This is a genomic window from Arthrobacter sp. Z1-9, assembly GCF_054792695.1.
The window spans coordinates 107,948-127,168 of record NZ_CP096456.1 but is presented as its reverse complement, the minus strand read 5'-3'; the positions used below and the strand labels follow the sequence as shown (position 1 = coordinate 127,168).

Sequence of the window (19,221 nt, the reverse complement as noted above, 5' to 3'; positions counted from 1 at the left end):
GTGCCCCGTGCAGGGTACTGGGTCTGCGCCCGCTGTAGCCGAACGGCGGACAATTGCACCTCGTTGAAAAGAGCCACCATGGCGCATTCACAGTTCGACCAGTTCCTCCAGGAAGCCACCTACCCCGACCAGGAGTCCGATTGGACTCTTGATGCGGACACCTTCTACGGCCTCTACACCAGTTGGTGCTATGTGACCCACCGGAGTCCGCAACTTGAACACGTCTTCTGGGCTGCCATGAGCCAGCGCGCCAATCCTGCTCAGTGCCTGCGCATGAAGGGACCGGCGGCTGCCGACTACATTCTGTCCAGCTACCCGGCCGTGGTTTGATCCCCACCGCCACAACCTCGAAGAGCTACATCCCCAGGTACGCCCATCAGCCGCGTGGAACACGCCCCTGGTGTGCAGGCTGCGACACTGACGCGCATCTGTTGCTTGAATCACCGGCCGTGCCGGGCCGGCTGGCAGGCATCCTCGCGGTGGCCGTCAATTGTTCCAAGTGCCGCCGGTCCCGGGTACTGGAGACCACAGCGGAGTACATGGCAGCCCTCCCACATGCTTGCCCCCGGCACGACTGTAAGGAATACCACGCAGGTGAACAGCAGGAATCCGGCCCGGACTAACGCTGGCCACCATCGAATGTGCACCAGCCGCCCTCGCCAATTTGGGTTAATAGACCCATTGGAAAACCGTATTGCAAAGGAAAACGTTGCACGCCGCGTCCGAACATCTGCCTGACACTGAATCAACGCTGTACAGCGGGCTCCTGCCCGGGCGGCGCCCGCGGCTGACGCCCAGGATCGTCACCACCAGGTCCTTGACCTCGCACGTGCATTCCCTGGCCGGCCCTACCGGATCATCAGGCCCGGTCTTTGTGCTGCTGCACGGCATCGGCATGTCCCACCGCTACTACCGGCGGCTTCAGGTCCTATTGGCCCGGCATGGGGATACCCACGCCATCGACCTGCCTGGGTTCGGCGGAACACCTATTCCGGAGCGGCAGCTCTCCATCGCCGACTACGCAGGCCACATCGCCGCAACACTTGAAAAAATGGGTGTGAGCCGTGCCGTGGTCATCGGGCACTCCATGGGCACACAGTTCGCCACCGAACTGGCGGTCCAATACCCCGACATGGTCTCCCACGTGGTCCTCCTGGGCCCGGTGGTGGACCCCGCACGCCGCACCGTACGTCAACAAACCCTGGCCCTGGGTCTTGACGGGCTGCGGGAAAGCCCCCTGCGAACTGCCATCGTTCTCAGCGACTACGCCCGCTCCGGGCTGCGCTGGTACCTCACCGAGCTTCCCGTCATGATGGCCTACGACCTGCAGGCGCAGGTGGCTCTCGTGGCCCAACCCGTCCTGGTGGTCCGCGGTTCGCGGGATCCGGTGGCCCCCAGGCCCTGGTGCGAAAAGCTGGTTGCCACCGCCCCCAACGGGCGCTTCCTGGAAATCCCGGGAACACCGCACGCAGTCCAGCAGGGCGCGGCTGCCCGCACCTCCGCCGGCATTCTGGAACTCGCCGTCAGCTAAGGCCTCGCGGACGCCAGCTCCTTCGCCAGGAAATCCAGGACGGGCTGCGCCTCCGGGCTGCCCGCGGCATGGTTGAGGTGGCCATGGAGCGCGCCCCGGGCCAGGAAAAAGGACACCGGAACACCGGCCTGCTCCAGGTTGGCGGCGAAGAGCTCCGAGGAGCCACGGACGTCGTCGTATTCACACGCAACGATGGCCGTCGGCGGCAGCCCGGACGGGTCGGCGTAGCCGGGCATGGCATACGAGGACGCCATGCTCACCGGCCCGCCCACGTAGTTTTCCGCCTGCCGCACGCAGTCTTCCGGGGTGAAGCGAAGGTGCCTGGGGAGCTCCGCCATCACGTCCTCGTCCAGTCCGCCCGCGGGCGCGGGCAATTCGGCGTGGAGGAAGGGATAGGCCAGCAGGAGCTTCGCGGGGAGCGGCTTGCTTGCGTCGATCAGGTAAAGCGCGGCGCCCACGGCCAGGTTTCCGCCGGCCCCGGCGCCGCCCATACACAGCAGATCCGGATCCAGTCCCAGTTCGGCGGCATTCCTGCGCGCCCAGAACCAGCCGGTCAAGGCGTCCTCATGGGGCACGGGGAAGTGCACGCCGTCGCGCGCCAGCCGGTAATCGACCGCCACCACCGGTGTCCCCCGAGAGGCCAGTACCCTGCCCAGGTAGTCCGACTCCGGCATGTCCAGGCTGCCGCTGACGAAGCCGCCGCCATGAAACCACACCAGCCCCGGTCCGGCCGTGGCAGCCGGCCCGCCGTAGATCCGGATGGCCACGGAACCGTGCCGGCCGTCAACCGTGACGGAGCGGCTGGGAACATCCGGACCAACCGGTCCGGCAGGGGCTTCCAGTCCCAGCGGTGCCGCAAGGTACTCGGCGAAGCCTGCGTCGGCAGCGAGCGTCCCGTGCCCGGCAGGGGCGGCTGCCCCCTGCTGCCGGGCCGTCATGGCCGGGCCAGCTTCTCCGAGAAGAAGCCGACGGCGGCCGCAAGGATGGCGTCCAGCTGGTCCTCCGCGCCGAAGAAGCAGTGGTCCCCCCCTTTGATGGTGACCACCTCGTGCTCCACGCCCGCGGCCGCGAGCGCGGCGGCCAGGAGGTCGGTCTGCGCATTCGGCACCAGCCCGTCCCTGTCGCCATGGATCAGCAGGAACGGCGGCGCGCCAGCGGTCACATAACTGACCGGGCTGGCCGCGGCCAGGAGAGCCGGATCGTTCGAGCCGCCCACCAGCATGTATTCAGGCTGCAGGGGCATTCCTGCCGGAACGGCCGCGGTCAAAGCGGGCGGAAACAGGCCCTCCGGGGTGTTCATGGGCGGGATGTCCACGAGCGAGGAGACCCCGTAGAAATCGACGACGGCGCTGATGCCGCTGGAATGCGCCTGCGCCCCGAGCCCGCCGTGCAGGTCCTCCCGGCCCCCGGTCAGGCCCAGCAGTGCCACGAGATGGCCGCCGGCGGATTCGCCCCAGGCGCCGAACCGTGCGGGATCGACGCCAAGGTCCCCTGCGTATTCCCGCAGGTACCGGACGGCCGCCTTCAGATCGTGCAGCTGCGCCGGGAACGGGGCCTCGAGGCAATGCCGGTAATCAACGGTGGCGCAGGCAATTCCTGCCTCGTTGAGCAGCCGGAACACCGAATCGGGCGCGAAGGTGGGGGGCAGCTCCCGGCGGTCACCCAGTTGGAAGGCGCCGCCATGGACCCACACCACCAGCGGCACCGGTCCGGTGGCCTGGCGCGGACACCAGATGTCCATCTTGAGCGGACGGAAGCCGATGGCCCGCGCGTACGTGACTTCGCGGTGCACAGCGGAAACGCTGGAGACGTCCTGTGGCACGCCCGGGGCGTCAAAGACCGGGAACGGCGGAACATCCACACCGCCCGGCCGGGCAGGATCCAGGGGTTCGGTTTCATAGACCTCGGTGGCTTCGTTGACACTCATGGTGCGCTCCTTACAAGCTCGGGTTGTGGGACGGTTCCGCCGCCGGCGGTGAAATGATGCTTTCCGGGTCCGACGGCGAGGGCAGGTTGACCGGGAAGGCGGACCTCGGCGGTGGTGCCGGGCGGGATGGTCGCCCGCAGCTGCAGCCCGCCGTCGTCCGTTCTCCACTGCACCTCGATCAGGCCGTGAGGTCCCTGATGCGAGGTGGCCGCGGACGTCAGCCCGGCGCCCGGGCGGGGTTCAATGATGATCCGCTCGTAACCGGCGCTGCCCGGAGCCTGCCGCAGACCGGCCGTGTAGCGGTGCAGGAAGGACACCACTGCGCCCTTGCTGTAGTGGTTCAGTGACTGGTGCGGGCTGCCGTCGGCATCGATGCCGTTCCAGAGTTCCCACATGGTGGTGGCACCGCGGTCCACCATCACCAGCCAGGACGGTTCCGAGTCCTGCATCAGCAGCTCGTACGCCAGCTCCAGTTCACCGTTGTCGGCAAGGACGGGCAGCAGGTAGGGGGTGGCCAGGAAGCCGGTTCCCACATGGGTGCCGGCGGCCCTGACCAGCGACACCAGCTGGGCCGTAACGGCGGCGCGCTGCCCCGGGCTGACGAGGTCAAAGGCAAGGGCACGCACGCAGTTGGCCTGGCTGGGCTGGGTGACCTGCCCGGCCTGGTTAAGGTATTCCGTTTCCCAGGCGCGCTGGACGTTCTCGGAGAGTCCGGCGAGCGCTGCGGCTTCCTCTGCGTGGCCCAGGATGCCGGCAATCTTCGCCATCAGGGCCGCGGTGTTCCGGTAGTAGGCGGTGGCCACAATGCCGTGGTCGGCGGAGCGGGCGGCGAACAGGTCCGGTTCCGGACCGTCCGGTTCCATCCATTCGCCCCAGTGGAAGCCGGTGTCCCAGAGGTATTTCTCGTGCGGAGCAGCTGTTGGACTGGCGGCCGCACGATCCGCGTGGCGGGAGGATTCGGCGGTGCTCGTCACGAACTCCAGCCAGCGTTTCATCGCGTCCCAGTTCTCGGCGAGGATGGCGGGATCGCCGGTGGTTAGGTACACCTCCCAGGGCACCATCACGATGGCGTCGCCCCAGCCGGCCGAGCCGTTGACGAAGGCCATGAAATCCGCGGAGGTAACGTCCGGACCGGGCGACGGCGAGATGTTGGCGATGACGCCGTTCTCCCACTGGTCGGCGCGGACGTCGTTCAACCATTTACGGGAGAACCCTGCAACGTCGAAGAGATATGCAGCAGTGGGAATGAACAGCTGCCAGTCCCCTGTCCAGCCTGCCTTTTCCCGCTGCGGGCAGTCGGTGGGAACCTCGCAGGCGTTGTCCCGGAAGCTCCACTGCACAATGTTGTAGAGCTTGTTCAGCCGCTCGTCGCTGCAGGTGAAGGTGCCCAGGGGTTCCAAATCCGTCTGGACCAGGCAGGCGGTGATGTCCTCCGGCGCGAGGTCCCCTGCAAGGCCCCGCACGGAGACGTACTGGAAGCCGTGCGTAGTATGCCGCGGTTCGAATACTTCCCCCGGAGCGCCGGACGCCGTCACCTCATTAACCTGCCCGGCGGACAGGAACTGCCCCGGGTTGCGGAAGTCGAGCGGGCGCAGGTGGTCCTGGGTCACGTCGCCGTCGGCAGCGAGCGCCTCGCCGTACACAAGGGTGACCTTCTCCCCCGGTACGCCGAGCCATGCGAGGCGCACCCAGCCATGGATGTTCTGGCCGAAGTCCACCACTTGATGGCCGCTCGTGAGACGCGTGATGGCTACCGGTGCGAGCTCCTCCACGATTCGAGTGGGTGGTGCCACGGGGCCGGTCAGGGTCTCGTAATTGCCGTTCCGGACGACGGCGGCACACCCTTGCTGTACGCCGTTTCCCTTTGCTGCCGCGCTGCCCGGCACCCGGAAGTCAACCCGCTGCCCGGCCATCAGGTCGGCGCTCAGGATCTCCGTTGGTGACACCAGCCAGGACGCATCGGTGCCGATGACCGTCCTGCTACCCCCGGACAGCATCTCCAACTGCGCCAGGAGGGCCGTGTGCGTGCCGTACATGTCGGCGTCGCGCGTGTACCCGAAGGTTCCGCGGTACCAGCCGTCAGTGAGGACGGCGCGGATGGTGTTGGTGCCGGGGCGCAGCAGCGCCGTGATGTCGTATGCCTGTACCTGCAGGGTGGTGTTGTAGCTGGTGGAGCCGGGGGCGAGCTGCTGGTCGCCCACGCGTTGTCCGTTGAGGAACAGCTCGTAGACGCCGTGCGCGGTGGCATAGGCACGGGCTGATTCCGGCGCTGGGTCCAGCATGAAGGTCTTTTCGAGGGCGTACCCGGGGCGTTTTCCGGGAGCGGGAACTGTGGGTTCCTCCGGGCCGATCCACTGTGCGGTCCAGTCGGAGGCGTGGAGGAGGCCGAGCTCCACAGGCATGGGTTCGGACCAAGCGCTTTGTGTTTCCGTGCCATCGGCGTTTGTTGTCCAGGTGCACACCTGCCAGTCGAACCGGCTGCGCGAGTCCAGCGCCGGGCCGGCATACGGCACCAGGACGTGTCCAGCAGACTCGACCCGGCCGGTGTCCCAGCCGTTGGTCGCTGTGATCCGGTAGGCAATATGCGCAATGGCTTCTGCCGGCGGAGTCCAGCTGAGGCGCGGCCGGGTGTTGGTGATGCCCATTGCCTCGCGGAGGTGCTCGACACGAAGCCGGGTGGGCGCGTGCTGGGCCAGGAGTGTTTCCCCGACGCCGGCGTCGAGACTGGTGGAGGTCATGCAGGAAGCTCCTGAACGTGGAGTAGCTGGGGTTCCAGCTTCGTTTCCGGCTGGCCGTCGTCCACACCCATCTTTCATTGGTTGGAATAGTATTGTGGTCTAGCTCACGGACTTCGGTCCGAACTCTCGACGGCGCAAGGACCCCACGCATGACTGTCCCTTTGGACACTGAAACAACCCCCGCCCGCGGGAAGCGGCCCAAGCAGGGCGAACCGGTGATCGACCGGGCGCTGAGCCTGCTCGCGGTCTTTTCCGACCGGCGTCGGGCGCTGACCCTTTCGGAACTGGCGCGCCACGCCGGGATGCCGGCACCCACAGCCCTGCGCCTGATCGCCCGGCTGGTTGCCTGGGGTGCCTTGGAACGGCTCGACGACGGCCGCTACGTCGTGGGGGTGCGCCTGTGGGAGGTTGCGTCCCTGTCGCCCCGGGGCCACGGCGTCCGTGAGATCGCACTGCCCTATCTCGAGGACCTTTTCGAGGTGACCCGCCACCATGTGCTGCTGGCCGTGCGGGACAACGAGGAGGCGGTGCTGATCGAGCGGCTCTCCTCGAAGGAAGCGACGGAAGTGGCCTACCGGGTGGGCGGGCGGGCCCCGCTGCGGTCCACCGCCGTAGGGTTGGTGCTGCTTGCCGGCGCGGACCAGCAGTTCCAGGAGGCCACGCTGCGGAAGCCGCCGGAGAACGAACCCGGCGTGGAAAACATGCCGGAAGGCCAACTGCGCCGCACCTTGTCCGATGTCCGCCGCACGGGTATTGCCATGATCCGGCGCTCGTACCCGTCAAAGACGGTATCCGTGGCCTCACCGGTTTTCGACGCGCAGGGTTCGGTGGTGGCAGCCCTGTCCATCGTGGTGCCCGACGGCTCCACCCCGCCCAACGTACTGGCCCCGGCGGTCCGTGCCACGGCGCGTGCGGTGTCCAGGAACCTGGGCCACCACGCCGAGGTCAGCCCCGACGTGCGGACCCACTCCGAGGGGTGACGCCCTCTCACTGGCGCACCTTCCCTACCTGCCGAAGAGCGGCGAACGGGAAGTCACGTGTCAGTCGTCCTTCGAGCCTGTCTGCCGGTGGGTGAGCTTGTCCAGGAGCCGGTCAACCATCCCTACACCCGGGCCCACCGTCTTGTGGAACAGCTCCGAATGCGGTGCACTCGGGTGTGGCCTGGTGGGTGCCAGCTTTTTCGCTTTCTCTACTTTTTGTCCCAAATCAACGAGTTTTTCACGCGGGATGTGAAGTCGGAGCTTGGGAAACTGTTCGGTCTCTTCGTCGCCGGCGTGATGGGTCAGTTGCGCCTCAAGCTCCTGGACCAGTTCCATGAAACCCGGGCCTGAAGGCTCCTCCTTCTCCAGCCGCTTCATGAGCTTGACGATCTCGTCGTGCTCCTTTTTGTCGTGTTCGACTTCCTCTTTACCGTTGGGCACGTGGTCTTCGATGGCGGGGTAGACGTACATTTCCTCCGCGACCGCATGGCGCATTATCTCTGCGATCAGGGTGTCCGCGAGATCCCTGCGCTGGCTTCCATCGGGCGTGCTGTGGATCTGCCCGATCAGTGCAATCATCTCCCGGTGATCGCTGGTCAGGATGTCCACGACGTCCACGTTCGTTCCGGCGGAATTGGTATCACTCATGAGCTGGCCTCCTCCTGGATCGCTTCCGGTAAGCGACGTAAGAGGGTCAAAGTACCATGCGGCACCACCACGATCCATAGGCGAAAAATGCGCTGCGCCTCCGGAAGGAATGGAATCCGGCGACGCCATCAGGAACCCCTTGACGGAGTGGCCCACTTCACATTAGATTGTTCAACAACTTCAGATTGTTTCAACAGCCTCAATCGCGAAGTGGGCATCCGGCAGCGGATGCCCCGCAGCAGTAAGACCCCGCAAAACCCAGCGTCTTCGCCCGGCAATACCGCATGCCCGGCGACGTCGGAACACCATTGCCGGCATCTTCAGCCGTACGCACTGCACCTCATCCAACTGGAGGACACCAATGGCCACTACGCCAGTACCTGCCGCCGAGCCGACAATTGCTGTCGGACGCAAGGACATGTAAAAAGCCTTCGCCGCCAGCCTTACCGGCACCGCGCTGGAGTTCTACGACTTTGCCGTCTACTCGGCGGCAGCCGCGATCGTCTTTCCCATCATCTTCTTCCCCGCCGAGGATCCCCTGACGGGCACCCTGCTCGCATTCTCCACCTACGCCGTCGGATACATCTCCCGGCCCGTGGGCGGCATCATCTTCGGCCGGCTTGGTGACGAAATCGGCCGGAAGAAGGTTCTGGTCATCACTCTGATGCTGATCGGCGTCGCAACCTTCCTGATCGGACTGCTCCCCACCTACGGAAACATCGGCATCATCGCCCCGGCCGCCCTGGTCCTCCTGCGGTTCGCGCAGGGCGTGGGTGTAGGCGGCGAGTGGGGCAGCGCCGTCCTGCTCTCCAGCGAGTTCGGTGACCCGAACCGCCGCGGATTCTGGGCCTCGGCTGCCCAGATCGGCCCGCCCGCCGGCAACCTGATGGCCAACGGCGCACTCGCCATCCTCACCCTGGTACTTTCCGAGCAGGCATTCCTTGACTTCGGCTGGCGGATCGCCTTCCTCATCTCGGCCGTCCTGGTGGCGTTCGGGCTGTGGATCCGGCTGAGGCTGGAGGACACCCCGGTGTTCAAGGCGCTCGAGGCACGCGGCGAAAAGCCCAACGCACCCATCCGGGAGGTGCTGCTCACCCAGCGGCGTCCGCTGGCCGCAGCCATCCTGAGCCGCATCGGACCGGACGTCCTGTACGCCCTGTGCACCGTCTTCACGCTGACATACGGCATCCAGAAACTCGGGTTCGACCGCGGCCAGGTACTGGTGGCAGTGATGATCGGGTCGGCACTCCAGCTCTTCACGATGCCCCTGGCCGGCGCCATCTCGGACCGCATCAACCGCCGGCTCGTGTACGGAACCGCTGCCATGGGCGCCTCGGTATGGGCCTTCGTGTTCTTCATCGTCCTGGAAGGCAAGTCACCCACGGTGCTGATCATCGGAACTGTCCTGGGACTGGTGTTCCACTCCTTTATGTACGGGCCCCAGGCCGCCTTCGTGGTGGAACAGTTCAGCCCGCGCCTGCGGTCCACCGGCAGCTCGCTGGCCTACACGTTCGCCGGCATTATCGGGGGCGCGCTGGCACCGTTCATGTTCACCCTCCTGATGGGCGCCTTCAACAGCTGGCTCCCGGTGGCCATCTACCTGACCGCCGCGTGCCTGCTCACCATGGTGGGCCTGGCCCTCGGCCGGAATTCGAACGTGGCGGAGGACGAGGAGTACCTGCTGGAAACCGCTGCCCGCTGACACTGCAGCGCCAAACCCAAAGGCCGGGGGGCCGGAACGTTCTGTTCCGGCCCCCCGGCCTTTGTGGTTGTGCCGGCTACGTCACCAACAGGCCCGCATCCACGGTAAAGCGGTGCGTACCGCCCCGAACGCTGCGGCGCTGACGGCCCGGAAGTACGACGTCGGCCTCCACTCCCCCAGGTACCGTCGCCTCGAGGTGGAGGGCGCCGGCGTCGAGCTTCCATTCGACGCGGACAGTTCCGTGCGGGGTCTTCAGCGACGTCCTGGCCCACTCGATGCCTTCGCCCGGGACAGGGGCGATCCGGACCTTGCTGTACCCCGGCGCCGCCGGGCTGATGCCGCCAACACTCCTGTGCAGCCAGTCGGCCACGGCACCCAGGGCGTAGTGGTTGAAGCTTGTCATCTCGCCGGGGTTGATGGTGCCGTCAGGAAGCATGGAATCCCAGCGTTCCCACACGGTGGTGGCGCCCATGGTTACCGGGTAGAGCCAGGATGGGCAGCCCTCTTCAAGCAGCAGGCGGTAGGCCTCCTCGCTGTGGCCGGTGTCTGTGAGGGCGCCCGTGATGAAGGGGGTGCCCGCGAAGCCGGTGGACACGCGGTAGCTGTTTTTCCGGACCAGCCCGGCGAGGCGTTCGCCGGCGAAGCTGACGTGTTCGGTGCTGGGCAGGATGCCGAAGGCAATGGCGAGCGCATAGACGGTGGTGCAATCGCTGCGGATGGTGCCGTCGGTGGCCACATAGTGCTCCAGGAACGAGGCCTGGACCTTCGCCGCCAGCTGCCCGAAGTACTCGGCGTCCTCAAGGTGTCCCAGCAGTCTTGCTGTTTTCGCGGTGATGGTGGCGGTGCGGAACATGCACGCGGTGGCCACCACACCCGTGTCCGCCTTCGCGTCCCAGGGCTTGTCCGGATCGGCGTCCGGGTCCAGCCAGTCACCGAACTGGAAGCCTTGGTCCCACAGCCCGGTGGGAGACAGCAGCCCTGCCACCCGGCGGGTGTGTGAGGTCATGGATTGGTACTGGTTCTTTAGGACCGTGTCGTCGCCGTAGGCCTCCCACAGCGCCCACGGCACCCAGACGGAAGCCTCACTCCACAGCGCGGAGGACTCCGGCGACGGGAATTCGGCAGGCTGGGGGCAGTACTTCAGCGCGTCCGGAACCGTAATGGGCACCAGTCCGTCAGCCGCTTTTTGTTCGGCGGCAAGGTCCAGGAGCCAGTCCTGCAGGAAGCCCTTGACGTCATACAGGAACGCCGCGGTGGGCGCGAAAACCGCGATGTCGCCGGTCCAGCCGAGCCGCTCGTCCCGCTGCGGGCAGTCCGTGGGGAGGTCCAGGAAGTTGCCGCGGAGCCCCCAGACGATGTTGCGGTGCAGCTGGTTCACCAGTTCGTTGGAGCACTCGAAGGTGCCGGTGCGCTCCAGCTCGGAGTGGACCACCACGGCTTCCAGCGAATCCTCGGTGAGGGTGCCGGGCCAGCCGGAAACCTCGGCGTAGCGGAAGCCGTGGAAGGTCTTGGTCGGCTCAAAGAAGTCCTCTGCGCCGGAGAGGATGAAGGTGTCCGCGGCCTTGGCGGAGCGCAGCGGGCGGACGCCCAGTTCACCGTCTTCCAGCACTTCCGCGTGCCGCACAGTGATGGCGTGCCCTGCTTCGCCCTGGACAGAAAACCGGACCCAGCCCACTAGGTTCTGGCCGAAGTCCACCAAAGTTTTGCCGCTGGGCGAGGTGAAGATTCGCTGGGGCTTGACGACGCCGGCACGCACCACCGGCGGGCCCACCGGCTCAGCCAGCCGCCCGGCGTCGAACTCCAGTGTGTGCACTCCCGCCCAAGCACCGCCAGCAGAAGCACCGGCGTCGAAACCCGGCTCGGCCCAGCCGGGCTGGTTGCGGCGGGCATCGATGGTCTGGCCGTCGTAGAGGTCGTCTGCGGTGGTGGCTGAAGGCCCGGACTGCCAGGAGGAATCCGAGGCGATGCTCTGGACGTGCCCGTCCTCGAACTCGATGTCCAGCTGCCCGAAGAAACCCAGCTGATCGCCGTAGAGGTTGGACAGGCCGTGCCAGGCCAGGCGTCCGCGGTACCAGCCGTTGCCCAGCGACACCCCGATCACAGAGGACGGCTGCACCAGGTGGGTGACGTCGTAGCTGCGGTAACGGAGCCGCCACTCATAGGAGCTCCAACCGGGGCTCAGGACATCCTCACCCACCGGAACGCCGTTGATCAGTGTCTCGTAGACCCCGAAGGCGGTGGCGCGCAGCGATGCCTTAACCATGGCACCGTGTCCTTCCGCCACCTGGAATTCCTTCCGCAGGAGCGGGGCGCCGTCGAAGTCTTCGGTCGGGGTGATCATGGCTGCGTGCCAGGGTGCCAGTGGCATGGGGTGGGAGTCCGTTCTTAGTGGCCGCCGGCGAGTGACGGCGGGGAAGGTTCAGGAGTTGAAGGTTACGAAGCGTAGTGGCAGGCGACGTCGGACCCGCCAACAGTGCGCAGGGCGGGCCGTTCGGCGGCGCAGAGGTCCGTGGCCAGCGGGCACCGAAGCCGGAAGGGGCACCCTCCGGGACCGGGGGTGGTGGCCGCTCCCGTCCGGACGCCAAGGGACTCGCGGGCCGCCCTGCGGGCTGCCTGTTCCGCGGGCCTCGGCACAGGGGACGCGGCGACAAGGGCCTGGGTGAAGGGGTGCTTGGGGTTCTCGGTGACGGCCGCGGCAGGTCCGCTTTCCATCACCTGCCCGCGGTAGAGCACCACCACGCGCTGGGCGAGGAACCGGACCACGGCGATGTCGTGGGCGATGAACAGGTAGCCCAGGCCGCGCTCGTCGCGCAGGTCGGCCAGGAGGTTCAGCACCTGCGCCTGGGTGGAGAGGTCCAGGGCGCTGACGGCTTCATCGCACACCACCAGCTTGGGATCGCAAATCAGGGCGCGGGCCACCGAAATGCGCTGGCGCTGGCCGCCCGAGAACTGGCTGGGGTACCGGTCCACCGCCTCGCGGGGCAGGCCGACGCGTTCCAGCATGTCCTCCGCGCGCTGCCGGGCTTCGGCCGCCCCAACGCCGCGGAGCCGGAGCGGCTCCGCGAGTGAGAAGCCCACCGTGTTCCGTGGGTTCAGGGAGGAGTTGGGGTCCTGGAAGACGGCCCGCAACTCCCCGCCCAAAGCCCGGCGCTGGGACGTGCCGGCGGAGGTAATGTCCTTGCCCTGGTAGGTGATGGACCCGCCCGAAACCTTCTGCAGGCCCAGGATGGCTTTGCCGATGGTGGACTTGCCCGAACCGGACTCCCCCACCAGCCCCACTGTTTCACCGGGGGCGATGCTGAAGCTGACACGGTCGACGGCGGCGGGAGCGGCGGCTGCCTTGCGGCCGCGTCCGTAGCGGACCACCAGGTCCTTGACCTCCAGCAGGGGCTGGGCGGCAGCGGGCAGTGGTGCTTCCGGGCGGACCGAGGTTGCGGTGCTCATGCGTGATCCTTTTCGGCAGTCCTGGCTTTCACCAGGTTGAGGACGTGGTGGCCGGGTACGTCGGTGGCCACCCAGTCCAGGCCTTCGACGGCGAGCTCGTCCGCCTTGACGCAGCGCACCACACCGTCGCCGGTTCCGGAGGGAAGCAGCGGGACGGGGACCATGCACGCCGAGCCGGCGAACTGGCAGCGGGCGGCGAAGCGGCAGGTGCTTGGCCAGTCCTTGGGCTGGGGAACCTGGCCGTTGATGGTGGCGAGCCGCTCGGGCATGTCAGCGGCGTGGTTGGCGTGCGGGTCCGCGGCCAGCAGGGCGAGGGTGTAGGGGTGGCGGGGGTTGTCCAGGATGTTGTCTGTCCGGCCGTTTTCCACCACCTCACCGGCGTACATCACGGCTATCTGGTCGCACAGGTCGGCCACCACGCCAAGATCATGGGTAACCATCACCACGGACATCCCGGTGTCCTTCACCAGGCTGCGCAGCAGCGACAGGATCTCGGCCTGCACAGTAACGTCAAGCGCCGTGGTGGGTTCGTCCGCCACGAGCAGGCGGGGACGGCCCGAAAGCGCGAGGGCGATGGCAACGCGCTGGGCCATGCCGCCGCTGATCTGGTGCGGGTAGGTCTTCAGGATCCGGGCGGCGTCCACGATGCCCACCTTTTCCAGCAGGCCCAGGGCTTCAACCTTCGCCTCGGCCCTGCCCATCCCGTGCAGCCGCCGGATGGCGGCGGTGAGCTGGTAGCCGACGGTGAACATCGGGTCCAGGGCGCGCATGGGTTCTTGCGAGATCAGGGCGATGTCGCGTCCGCGGATCCCTTCCATGTCCTTGTCAGTTGCGGCGGCCAGGTTTCTGCCGTTCCAGAGGATCTGGCCGCCGGTCACGGAGACCCCGGATGGCAGCAGGCCCAGGAGGGAGAGCGCGGTCATGGTTTTGCCGCAGCCGGATTCTCCCACCAGTCCCAGCACGGTGCCGGGTTCGACGTCGAAGGAGACATCGGTGACCAGGCGGACGCCGTTGCCTGCTCCCGTAGAGTCCACGCCGACGGAGAGGTTGCGGACGCTCAGCGTGTCCTTCCCGGCCGGAGCGCCGGCAGAAGGAGCAGCCGCAGCAATTGCTGCAACAGCTTTGGCGCGCTGCCGGCGTGCCGCAGCCGACGGCAGGTGGGAGGCGGTGGCGTTGGGTGCCTTGCCGAGGGCATTGCCGATGGCGTTGGCGGCCAGGACTGTCAGTGCCAGCACGGCGCCGGTGGGGACCATCAGCCAGGGGGCGTCATACACGTGCTGGGAGGCGCCCTGGATCATGCCGCCCCAGCTGGGCTGCGGGATGGGCGGACCAAAACCGATGAATGCCAGGCCGGCCTGGATGAGCATGCCGACGGCGAAGATCAGGGCCGACTGCACCACTATGGTGTTCGTCAGTCCGGGCAGCACATGCCGGAGGCTGATACCCACGGTGCTGGCGCCGTCCACCTTGGCTGCATCCACGTACAGCTGGGACTGCAGGGACTTGGCCTGGCCCAGCATCACCCGGTACATTCCTGCGGAAATCAGTACGCCGAGGATCGCCATGATCAGCGGGATGTTGGTTCCCACGGCGCCGATGACGGCCAGGATGATGACGGTGCCGGGCAGCGACATCATGATTTCGGTGACGCGGCTGATGACGTTTTCCACGCGGTCACCGGCGGCTGCCGCCAGCATCGCCAGGAGGGTTCCGAGCCCGACGGCGACAATCACCGTGATCAGTGACGTCCCCAGCGTGCCGGCTGCCGAGGCGAAGATGCGGCTGAGGATGTCGCGGCCGAGTTCATCGGTGCCGAGCCAGTGGGCGGCGGTGGGCCCGGACAGGACGGCGGTGAAGTCCTGGTCCTCGGTCTTGAAGGGAAGCCACAGCGGCGCGGTCAGCGAGGCGGCCACGAGTGCGGCCAGCCAGATGACGCCGGCGATGCTTGCCGGTGAGCTGAACAGCTTGCTGCCGGAGAATTTCCTGGCCGCGCTTTGGCGCCGGGCCTTGGGGAGGACGGCAGCCGCCGTCGGCTCCGCTGTGTCTGCAGGTGCGGGGGCAACGTTGGGGATCATGAGGCACGCAACTTCGGGTCGAGGAACTTGGTGGCGAGTTCCAGCACCAGGTTCACGGCGACCACCACAACGGTGGCGATCACCACCACGCCCTGCACGGACGGGGCGTCGTGGGTGCTGACGGAGTTCTGGACGGCCTGGCCCAGGCCAGGCATGGCGAACAGCTGCTCCGCGATGACCGAGCCGCCGAAAAGCTGGATGAACTGAAGCGCGATGCCGGCCACGATGGGGAGGCTGGCGTACCGCAGGGCATGGACGTACAGGATTTTCCAGGTGGGGGTGGCCGTGGCCCGGAGCGTCCGGATGTGTTCCTGCTGCAGTGCCTCGAGCATGGAGGCCCTGGTTTGGCGGGCGATGAACGCCGCCCCGCCCACGGCCAGGGTGATCACCGGCAGCGCCAGGGACAGCGCCCAGTCCTGCGGCGAGACCTCGAACGGAACATAGCCGGTGGCCGGAAAAACGGAGGACTGGACTGCTAGGAGGTAAACAAAGATGATGCCGATCCAGAAGGCCGGGAGGGCCACTGCCATGCCGCAGACACCGCCGATGACGCGGTCCACCATGCCGCCGCGGACGGCTGCGGTGACGCCCAGTGCAATGCCCAGGACGGCGCTGAGCAGGGTGGCACCGGCAGCGAGGGACGCGGTGACGGGAAGCCTGCTGGCCAGGTCGCCGCTGACCGAGCGGCCGTCAATGAGTGAGATTCCGAAGTCACCCTGGACTGCGGCGGCAAGCCAGCTGATGAACTGGACCAGGAGGGGATCGTTCCAGCCCAGGCGCTGGTTGACCTCGTCGATTGCTTCCTGGGTGGCGCCTGCCCCGAGGGATACGGCTCCGGGGCTGCCGGGCATTGCGTGCACCAGCAGGAATGCCAGCACCGCAACCACCAGCACGGTGGCCAGCGCCATCAGCAGGCGCTTGGTGATGAATAGTGCCATGGTGACCTCCATCGGTCAGGGCCCCGCCGGGCGGCCCTCCTCTTTAGGGAGGGCCGCCCGGCAGGAGCGGGAATTAGCTGGCCGGCTTGTAGGACGAGAGGAGCGGGTAGGCGTTGGTGCCGGCGAACTCCACCGGGGCAATCTTCTTGGTGTTGTAACCCTGGTTGGTGAGAGCCTCGTACAGCGGGATCATCCAGCCGGATTCCACCAGCCGTGTGTTCAGCTTGGTGGCTGCTGCCTTGACGGCGGCGTCGTCCTTGGCGGCAGCAAGTTCGCCGGTGGCGGCGCTGAGCTGTTCGTCCGTGGCCTTCTGCACGTTGGTGAAGCCGTTGAGGATGGCTCCGTACATCACGCCGACGGGGTTGTCCCAGTTCAGCGGTGCGTAACCGAGGGGCGTGGTGGCGACGGCGGCGAAGGCCTCATCCGTGGACGAGGACATCTTCACGTTCATGGTGATGCCGACGGCGGCGAGGTCCTTCTGGACTGCCTGCAGGTCCGTCTGGGTCTGGGCACTGGCGATGATGGTGAACTCAAAGCCGTTAGGATAGCCCGCTTCGGCCAGCAGGCTCTTGGCCTTGTCCGGGTTGTAGGCGAACGTGGTTTCAAGGTCCTTGGTGAAGCCCGCGGAGTCCTTGGGCAGCGCATTCCACGCGGGGATGTCACCCTTGTGCAGTGCGTCCACCAGGGCCTGGCGGTTGATGGCGTACTGGATGGCCTGGCGGACCTTCTCCTCGGCGAACGCAGGGGCGGTCTTGCCGATCTTGTCAAAGGAAATCATGGTGTTGACGGTGCCGCCGATCTGGGACACACCCACACCCTTGGTTTTCACGAAGTCAACGGTGGAAGAGGTCAGCATGGCCACGTCAGCCTGGCCGGACACCAACGCGTTCGCCCGGGCCTGCGGGTCCTGGACCACGCTGAAAATGACCTTGTCGAAGGCGAACTTCGCGGCCTCCGCGCTCTTGTCATTCTTTACCAGGACGTACTTGTTGCCCTTCACCGTGGAAGGATCCAGCGTGTAGGGGCCGGATCCCGCCGGAGTGGCGGCAAGGCTTGAGCTGTCCGTGACGCCGTTCTTGCCGACGATCATGCCCGTGGTGGACGCCAGGTTCTTTTCGAAGCCGGGCTGCGGCTTGGTGAACGTCAGGGCCACCTGGGTGGGGCTGACAACGTCAACGGAGGCGATCTCCTGCGCGCCGCCCGTGGTGACGGCGGAGTAGGCGCTGAGGGCGGGATCGGAGCGGCGGTCCAGGTTTGCCTTGACCAGTTCGGCGTCGAGCTTTGATCCGTCCGTAAAGGTGACGTCGTCCTTGAGCGTGAGTGTCAGGACGGTGTTGTCCGCGTTGTAGCTGAACTCCTTGGCCAGACCCGGGCCTGCCGAGCCGTCCGGCTGAAGCGTCATCAGGCTTTCGTAGAGGCCCTCGAAGAACTGCCGCTGTGCAGCCGAGACGCGCAGCGGGTCAAAGCCGAAGGATGCCGAGTCGCTGTCGATGGCGAGGGTCAGGGTGCTGGTATCCACTTTGGCGGACGCCTGGCCGGAACCGCCGCCGCAGGCGGTCAAGGACCCCAGCAGGAGCGCTCCGGCCAGAACGGCGGAGCTCGCTCGGGCGGTGGAGTTCAGAAGTTTCATATGGTGCGCCTTTGCATTCTGATGTGACAAACGGAGGGGAACGATTTGGGGGGCTGGCTGCTGGCCGGCTCCTTCCAAGCATCAGCCGGTGGCGCGCGGCGCTCACATGAGAATGTCATTCATTGAAAAAGTATTGTGGCCCCGGTCACGCGCCCGGCAAGGATTGAAAGCCAGGGCAGAGAGGCCCGGTGCGCCGTCTGCCGGCGCTGAACCGAAAGGAACCACATGACCACCGCATCAGCATTCCCGCAGGACTTCCTCTGGGGCGTCGCCAGCGCCGGGCACCAGGTGGAGGGAAACAACGTCAACAGCGACACCTGGTTCCTGGAGCACCTCCCCGGCAGCATGTTCTCCGAGCCTTCGGGTGACGCCGTGGACCACTACCACCGCTACCGCGAGGACATCGCCCTGATCGCGGGCCTGGGCTTCACCAGCTACCGCTTTTCCATCGAGTGGGCCCGCATTGAGCCCGAGGAAGGCCACTTTTCACAGGCCGAACTTGGCCACTACCGCCGCATGCTTGAGGCCTGCCTCGAGTACGGCCTCACCCCCGTGGTCACGTTCCACCACTTCACCTCCCCGCGCTGGCTCCTCACCCTCGGCGGCTGGGAAGGCTCCCGGACGGCGGAGCTCTTTGCCCGCTACTGCGACCGCGTGATGGCGCACCTGGGCGACCTCATCGGCGTCGCCTGTACATTGAATGAACCGAACCTGCCGTGGCTGCTGGAGTCCTTCGGGATCGGTGGCATCGCGCCGGAGAACCGCGGTTCCGTACCCGTGTGGGCCGCAGCCGCCGAACGGCTGGGCGTGGATGCCAGCACGGTGGCGCCGTTCCAGTTCTGCTCTACGGAGGCCGGCTTCAACGTCAAGTTGGCGGCGCACCGGGCCGCCACGGCCGCTATCAAAGCCCACCGGCCGGACCTGCTGGTGGGCTGGACCCTTGCCAACTCGGACATCCAGTCCATCGACGGCGGCCAGGAACTTGCTGACCAGGTGCGCCGCGACGTCAACGAACGCTTCCTGGAGGCTTCCCGCGGTGATGACTTTGTGGGGATCCAGACCTACGGCCGGACGGTTTACGGTCCGAACGGCCACGCGCCGGCCCCGGAAGGGGTGGCAACGAACCAGATGGGCGAGGAAATCTACCCCCAGGCCCTCGAAGTGACCATTCGGGAAGCGCACCGCATCGCCGGCATTCCGGTTATGGTGACGGAAAACGGCCTGGCCACCGAGGACGACGCGCAGCGGGTGGAGTACCTCCGCACCGCTGTGGACTGCGTGGCATCCTGCCTGGCGGACGGCATCGACATCCGCGGCTACATCGCCTGGACGGCCTTGGACAACTACGAGTGGGTGTTCGGCTACGGACCCAAGTTCGGCCTCATCGCGGTGGACCGGAAGACCCAGGAACGGACACCCAAGGAGAGCGCACGCTGGCTGGGCCGCCAGGCACAGATGCGTAACGCTGAGGCAAACGACGCAGTGGCCAGCAGGGCACCCCAGCCGGCCTGACCGCCGTCGCACGCATCAGGCTCGGAGCTAAGCACAGCTCAAACACAGCACCGGCCCCCTCAGCACCGCCGGATGGAGCGGTTGCTGAAGGGGCCG

13 protein-coding genes and 1 pseudogene are annotated in these 19,221 nt (G+C 66.7%); 5 read left to right on the top strand and 9 right to left on the bottom strand.

What is annotated here, in order from left to right:
* Window positions 1-78: 78 nt before the first annotated feature.
* Window positions 79-330, top strand: a complete 252-nt coding sequence (locus M1D93_RS00615; RefSeq protein ID WP_461173276.1) for a hypothetical protein — start codon at window positions 79-81, stop codon at window positions 328-330.
* 379 nt (window positions 331-709) lie between these two features.
* Entirely contained in the window at window positions 710-1,531 is an 822-nt protein-coding gene (locus tag M1D93_RS00610) for an alpha/beta fold hydrolase (RefSeq protein ID WP_461173275.1), read from the top strand.
* On the opposite strand, the gene M1D93_RS00605 is transcribed toward M1D93_RS00610, so the two are convergent.
* From M1D93_RS00605 to M1D93_RS00595, 3 genes are read right to left on the bottom strand one after another with little or no spacing between them, the layout of a single operon-like run.
* Window positions 1,528-2,469 (bottom strand): alpha/beta hydrolase, encoded by a 942-nt coding sequence (locus M1D93_RS00605; protein ID WP_461173274.1) that lies wholly within the window; start codon window positions 2,467-2,469, stop codon window positions 1,528-1,530. The two genes, M1D93_RS00610 and M1D93_RS00605, sit on opposite strands and share 4 nt — an antisense overlap.
* Window positions 2,466-3,458 carry an alpha/beta hydrolase fold domain-containing protein gene (locus M1D93_RS00600; RefSeq protein WP_461173273.1) on the bottom strand — a complete coding sequence of 331 codons (993 nt, stop codon included), beginning with the start codon at window positions 3,456-3,458 and terminating at the stop codon, window positions 2,466-2,468. Before M1D93_RS00600 ends, M1D93_RS00605 begins: the two co-directional genes overlap by 4 nt.
* Window positions 3,455-6,196: a family 78 glycoside hydrolase catalytic domain gene (locus M1D93_RS00595; protein WP_461173272.1), complete on the bottom strand. Its 2,742-nt coding sequence runs from the start codon at window positions 6,194-6,196 to the stop codon at window positions 3,455-3,457. Before M1D93_RS00595 ends, M1D93_RS00600 begins: the two co-directional genes overlap by 4 nt.
* 149 nt (window positions 6,197-6,345) lie before the next feature.
* Here M1D93_RS00595 and M1D93_RS00590 point away from each other — a divergent pair, with 149 nt between their 5' ends.
* Window positions 6,346-7,176: an IclR family transcriptional regulator gene (locus M1D93_RS00590; protein WP_461173271.1), complete on the top strand. Its 831-nt coding sequence runs from the start codon at window positions 6,346-6,348 to the stop codon at window positions 7,174-7,176.
* Between the two features lie 60 nt (window positions 7,177-7,236).
* Here the strand turns inward: M1D93_RS00590 and M1D93_RS00585 are convergent, their stop codons facing one another.
* The gene (locus tag M1D93_RS00585) at window positions 7,237-7,824 is read right to left on the bottom strand and encodes a hemerythrin domain-containing protein (RefSeq protein ID WP_461173270.1); all 588 of its coding nucleotides are present in this window, start codon (window positions 7,822-7,824) and stop codon (window positions 7,237-7,239) included.
* Between the two features lie 418 nt (window positions 7,825-8,242).
* Between M1D93_RS00585 and M1D93_RS00580 the strand changes: the two are divergent.
* Window positions 8,243-9,526 (top strand): annotated as a pseudogene (locus M1D93_RS00580) (MFS transporter).
* Window positions 9,527-9,602: 76 nt separating this feature from the next.
* On the opposite strand, the gene M1D93_RS00575 reads toward M1D93_RS00580, so the two are convergent.
* The 5 genes from M1D93_RS00575 to M1D93_RS00555 all read right to left on the bottom strand — a co-directional run bounded on the left by M1D93_RS00575 (window position 9,603) and on the right by M1D93_RS00555 (window position 17,613).
* On the bottom strand, window positions 9,603-11,894 hold the full coding sequence (locus M1D93_RS00575; protein WP_461173269.1) for an alpha-L-rhamnosidase: 2,292 nt from the start codon (window positions 11,892-11,894) through the stop codon (window positions 9,603-9,605).
* A 65-nt stretch (window positions 11,895-11,959) separates the two neighbouring features.
* The gene (locus M1D93_RS00570) at window positions 11,960-12,970 is read right to left on the bottom strand and encodes an oligopeptide/dipeptide ABC transporter ATP-binding protein (protein ID WP_461173268.1); all 1,011 of its coding nucleotides are present in this window, start codon (window positions 12,968-12,970) and stop codon (window positions 11,960-11,962) included.
* Complete coding sequence (locus M1D93_RS00565) at window positions 12,967-15,045, bottom strand: dipeptide/oligopeptide/nickel ABC transporter permease/ATP-binding protein (protein ID WP_461173267.1); 2,079 nt, start codon at window positions 15,043-15,045, stop codon at window positions 12,967-12,969. The genes M1D93_RS00570 and M1D93_RS00565 overlap by 4 nt, the downstream gene beginning before the upstream one ends.
* Window positions 15,042-15,995, bottom strand: a complete 954-nt coding sequence (locus M1D93_RS00560; RefSeq protein WP_461173266.1) for an ABC transporter permease — start codon at window positions 15,993-15,995, stop codon at window positions 15,042-15,044. The genes M1D93_RS00565 and M1D93_RS00560 overlap by 4 nt, the downstream gene beginning before the upstream one ends.
* Before the next feature lie 61 nt (window positions 15,996-16,056).
* Window positions 16,057-17,613 (bottom strand): ABC transporter substrate-binding protein, encoded by a 1,557-nt coding sequence (locus M1D93_RS00555; protein ID WP_461173265.1) that lies wholly within the window; start codon window positions 17,611-17,613, stop codon window positions 16,057-16,059.
* Window positions 17,614-17,838: 225 nt separating this feature from the next.
* Between M1D93_RS00555 and M1D93_RS00550 the strand changes: the two genes are divergently transcribed.
* Entirely contained in the window at window positions 17,839-19,125 is a 1,287-nt protein-coding gene (locus M1D93_RS00550) for a glycoside hydrolase family 1 protein (protein WP_461173264.1), read from the top strand.
* Window positions 19,126-19,221 lie beyond the last annotated feature (96 nt).

What these genes read in the sequence shown, in the direction of transcription:
- M1D93_RS00615 (WP_461173276.1), top strand. Translation starts at nt 79, where the DNA reads ATGGCGCATTCACAGTTCGACCAGTTCCTCCAGGAAGCCACCTACCCC.
- M1D93_RS00605 (WP_461173274.1), bottom strand. Translation starts at nt 2,469, where the DNA reads ATGACGGCCCGGCAGCAGGGGGCAGCCGCCCCTGCCGGGCACGGGACG.
- M1D93_RS00600 (WP_461173273.1), bottom strand. Translation starts at nt 3,458, where the DNA reads ATGAGTGTCAACGAAGCCACCGAGGTCTATGAAACCGAACCCCTGGAT.
- M1D93_RS00595 (WP_461173272.1), bottom strand. Translation starts at nt 6,196, where the DNA reads ATGACCTCCACCAGTCTCGACGCCGGCGTCGGGGAAACACTCCTGGCC.
- M1D93_RS00590 (WP_461173271.1), top strand. Translation starts at nt 6,346, where the DNA reads ATGACTGTCCCTTTGGACACTGAAACAACCCCCGCCCGCGGGAAGCGG.
- M1D93_RS00585 (WP_461173270.1), bottom strand. Translation starts at nt 7,824, where the DNA reads ATGAGTGATACCAATTCCGCCGGAACGAACGTGGACGTCGTGGACATC.
- M1D93_RS00575 (WP_461173269.1), bottom strand. Translation starts at nt 11,894, where the DNA reads ATGCCACTGGCACCCTGGCACGCAGCCATGATCACCCCGACCGAAGAC.
- M1D93_RS00570 (WP_461173268.1), bottom strand. Translation starts at nt 12,970, where the DNA reads ATGAGCACCGCAACCTCGGTCCGCCCGGAAGCACCACTGCCCGCTGCC.
- M1D93_RS00565 (WP_461173267.1), bottom strand. Translation starts at nt 15,045, where the DNA reads ATGATCCCCAACGTTGCCCCCGCACCTGCAGACACAGCGGAGCCGACG.
- M1D93_RS00560 (WP_461173266.1), bottom strand. Translation starts at nt 15,995, where the DNA reads ATGGAGGTCACCATGGCACTATTCATCACCAAGCGCCTGCTGATGGCG.
- M1D93_RS00555 (WP_461173265.1), bottom strand. Translation starts at nt 17,613, where the DNA reads ATGAAACTTCTGAACTCCACCGCCCGAGCGAGCTCCGCCGTTCTGGCC.
- M1D93_RS00550 (WP_461173264.1), top strand. Translation starts at nt 17,839, where the DNA reads ATGACCACCGCATCAGCATTCCCGCAGGACTTCCTCTGGGGCGTCGCC.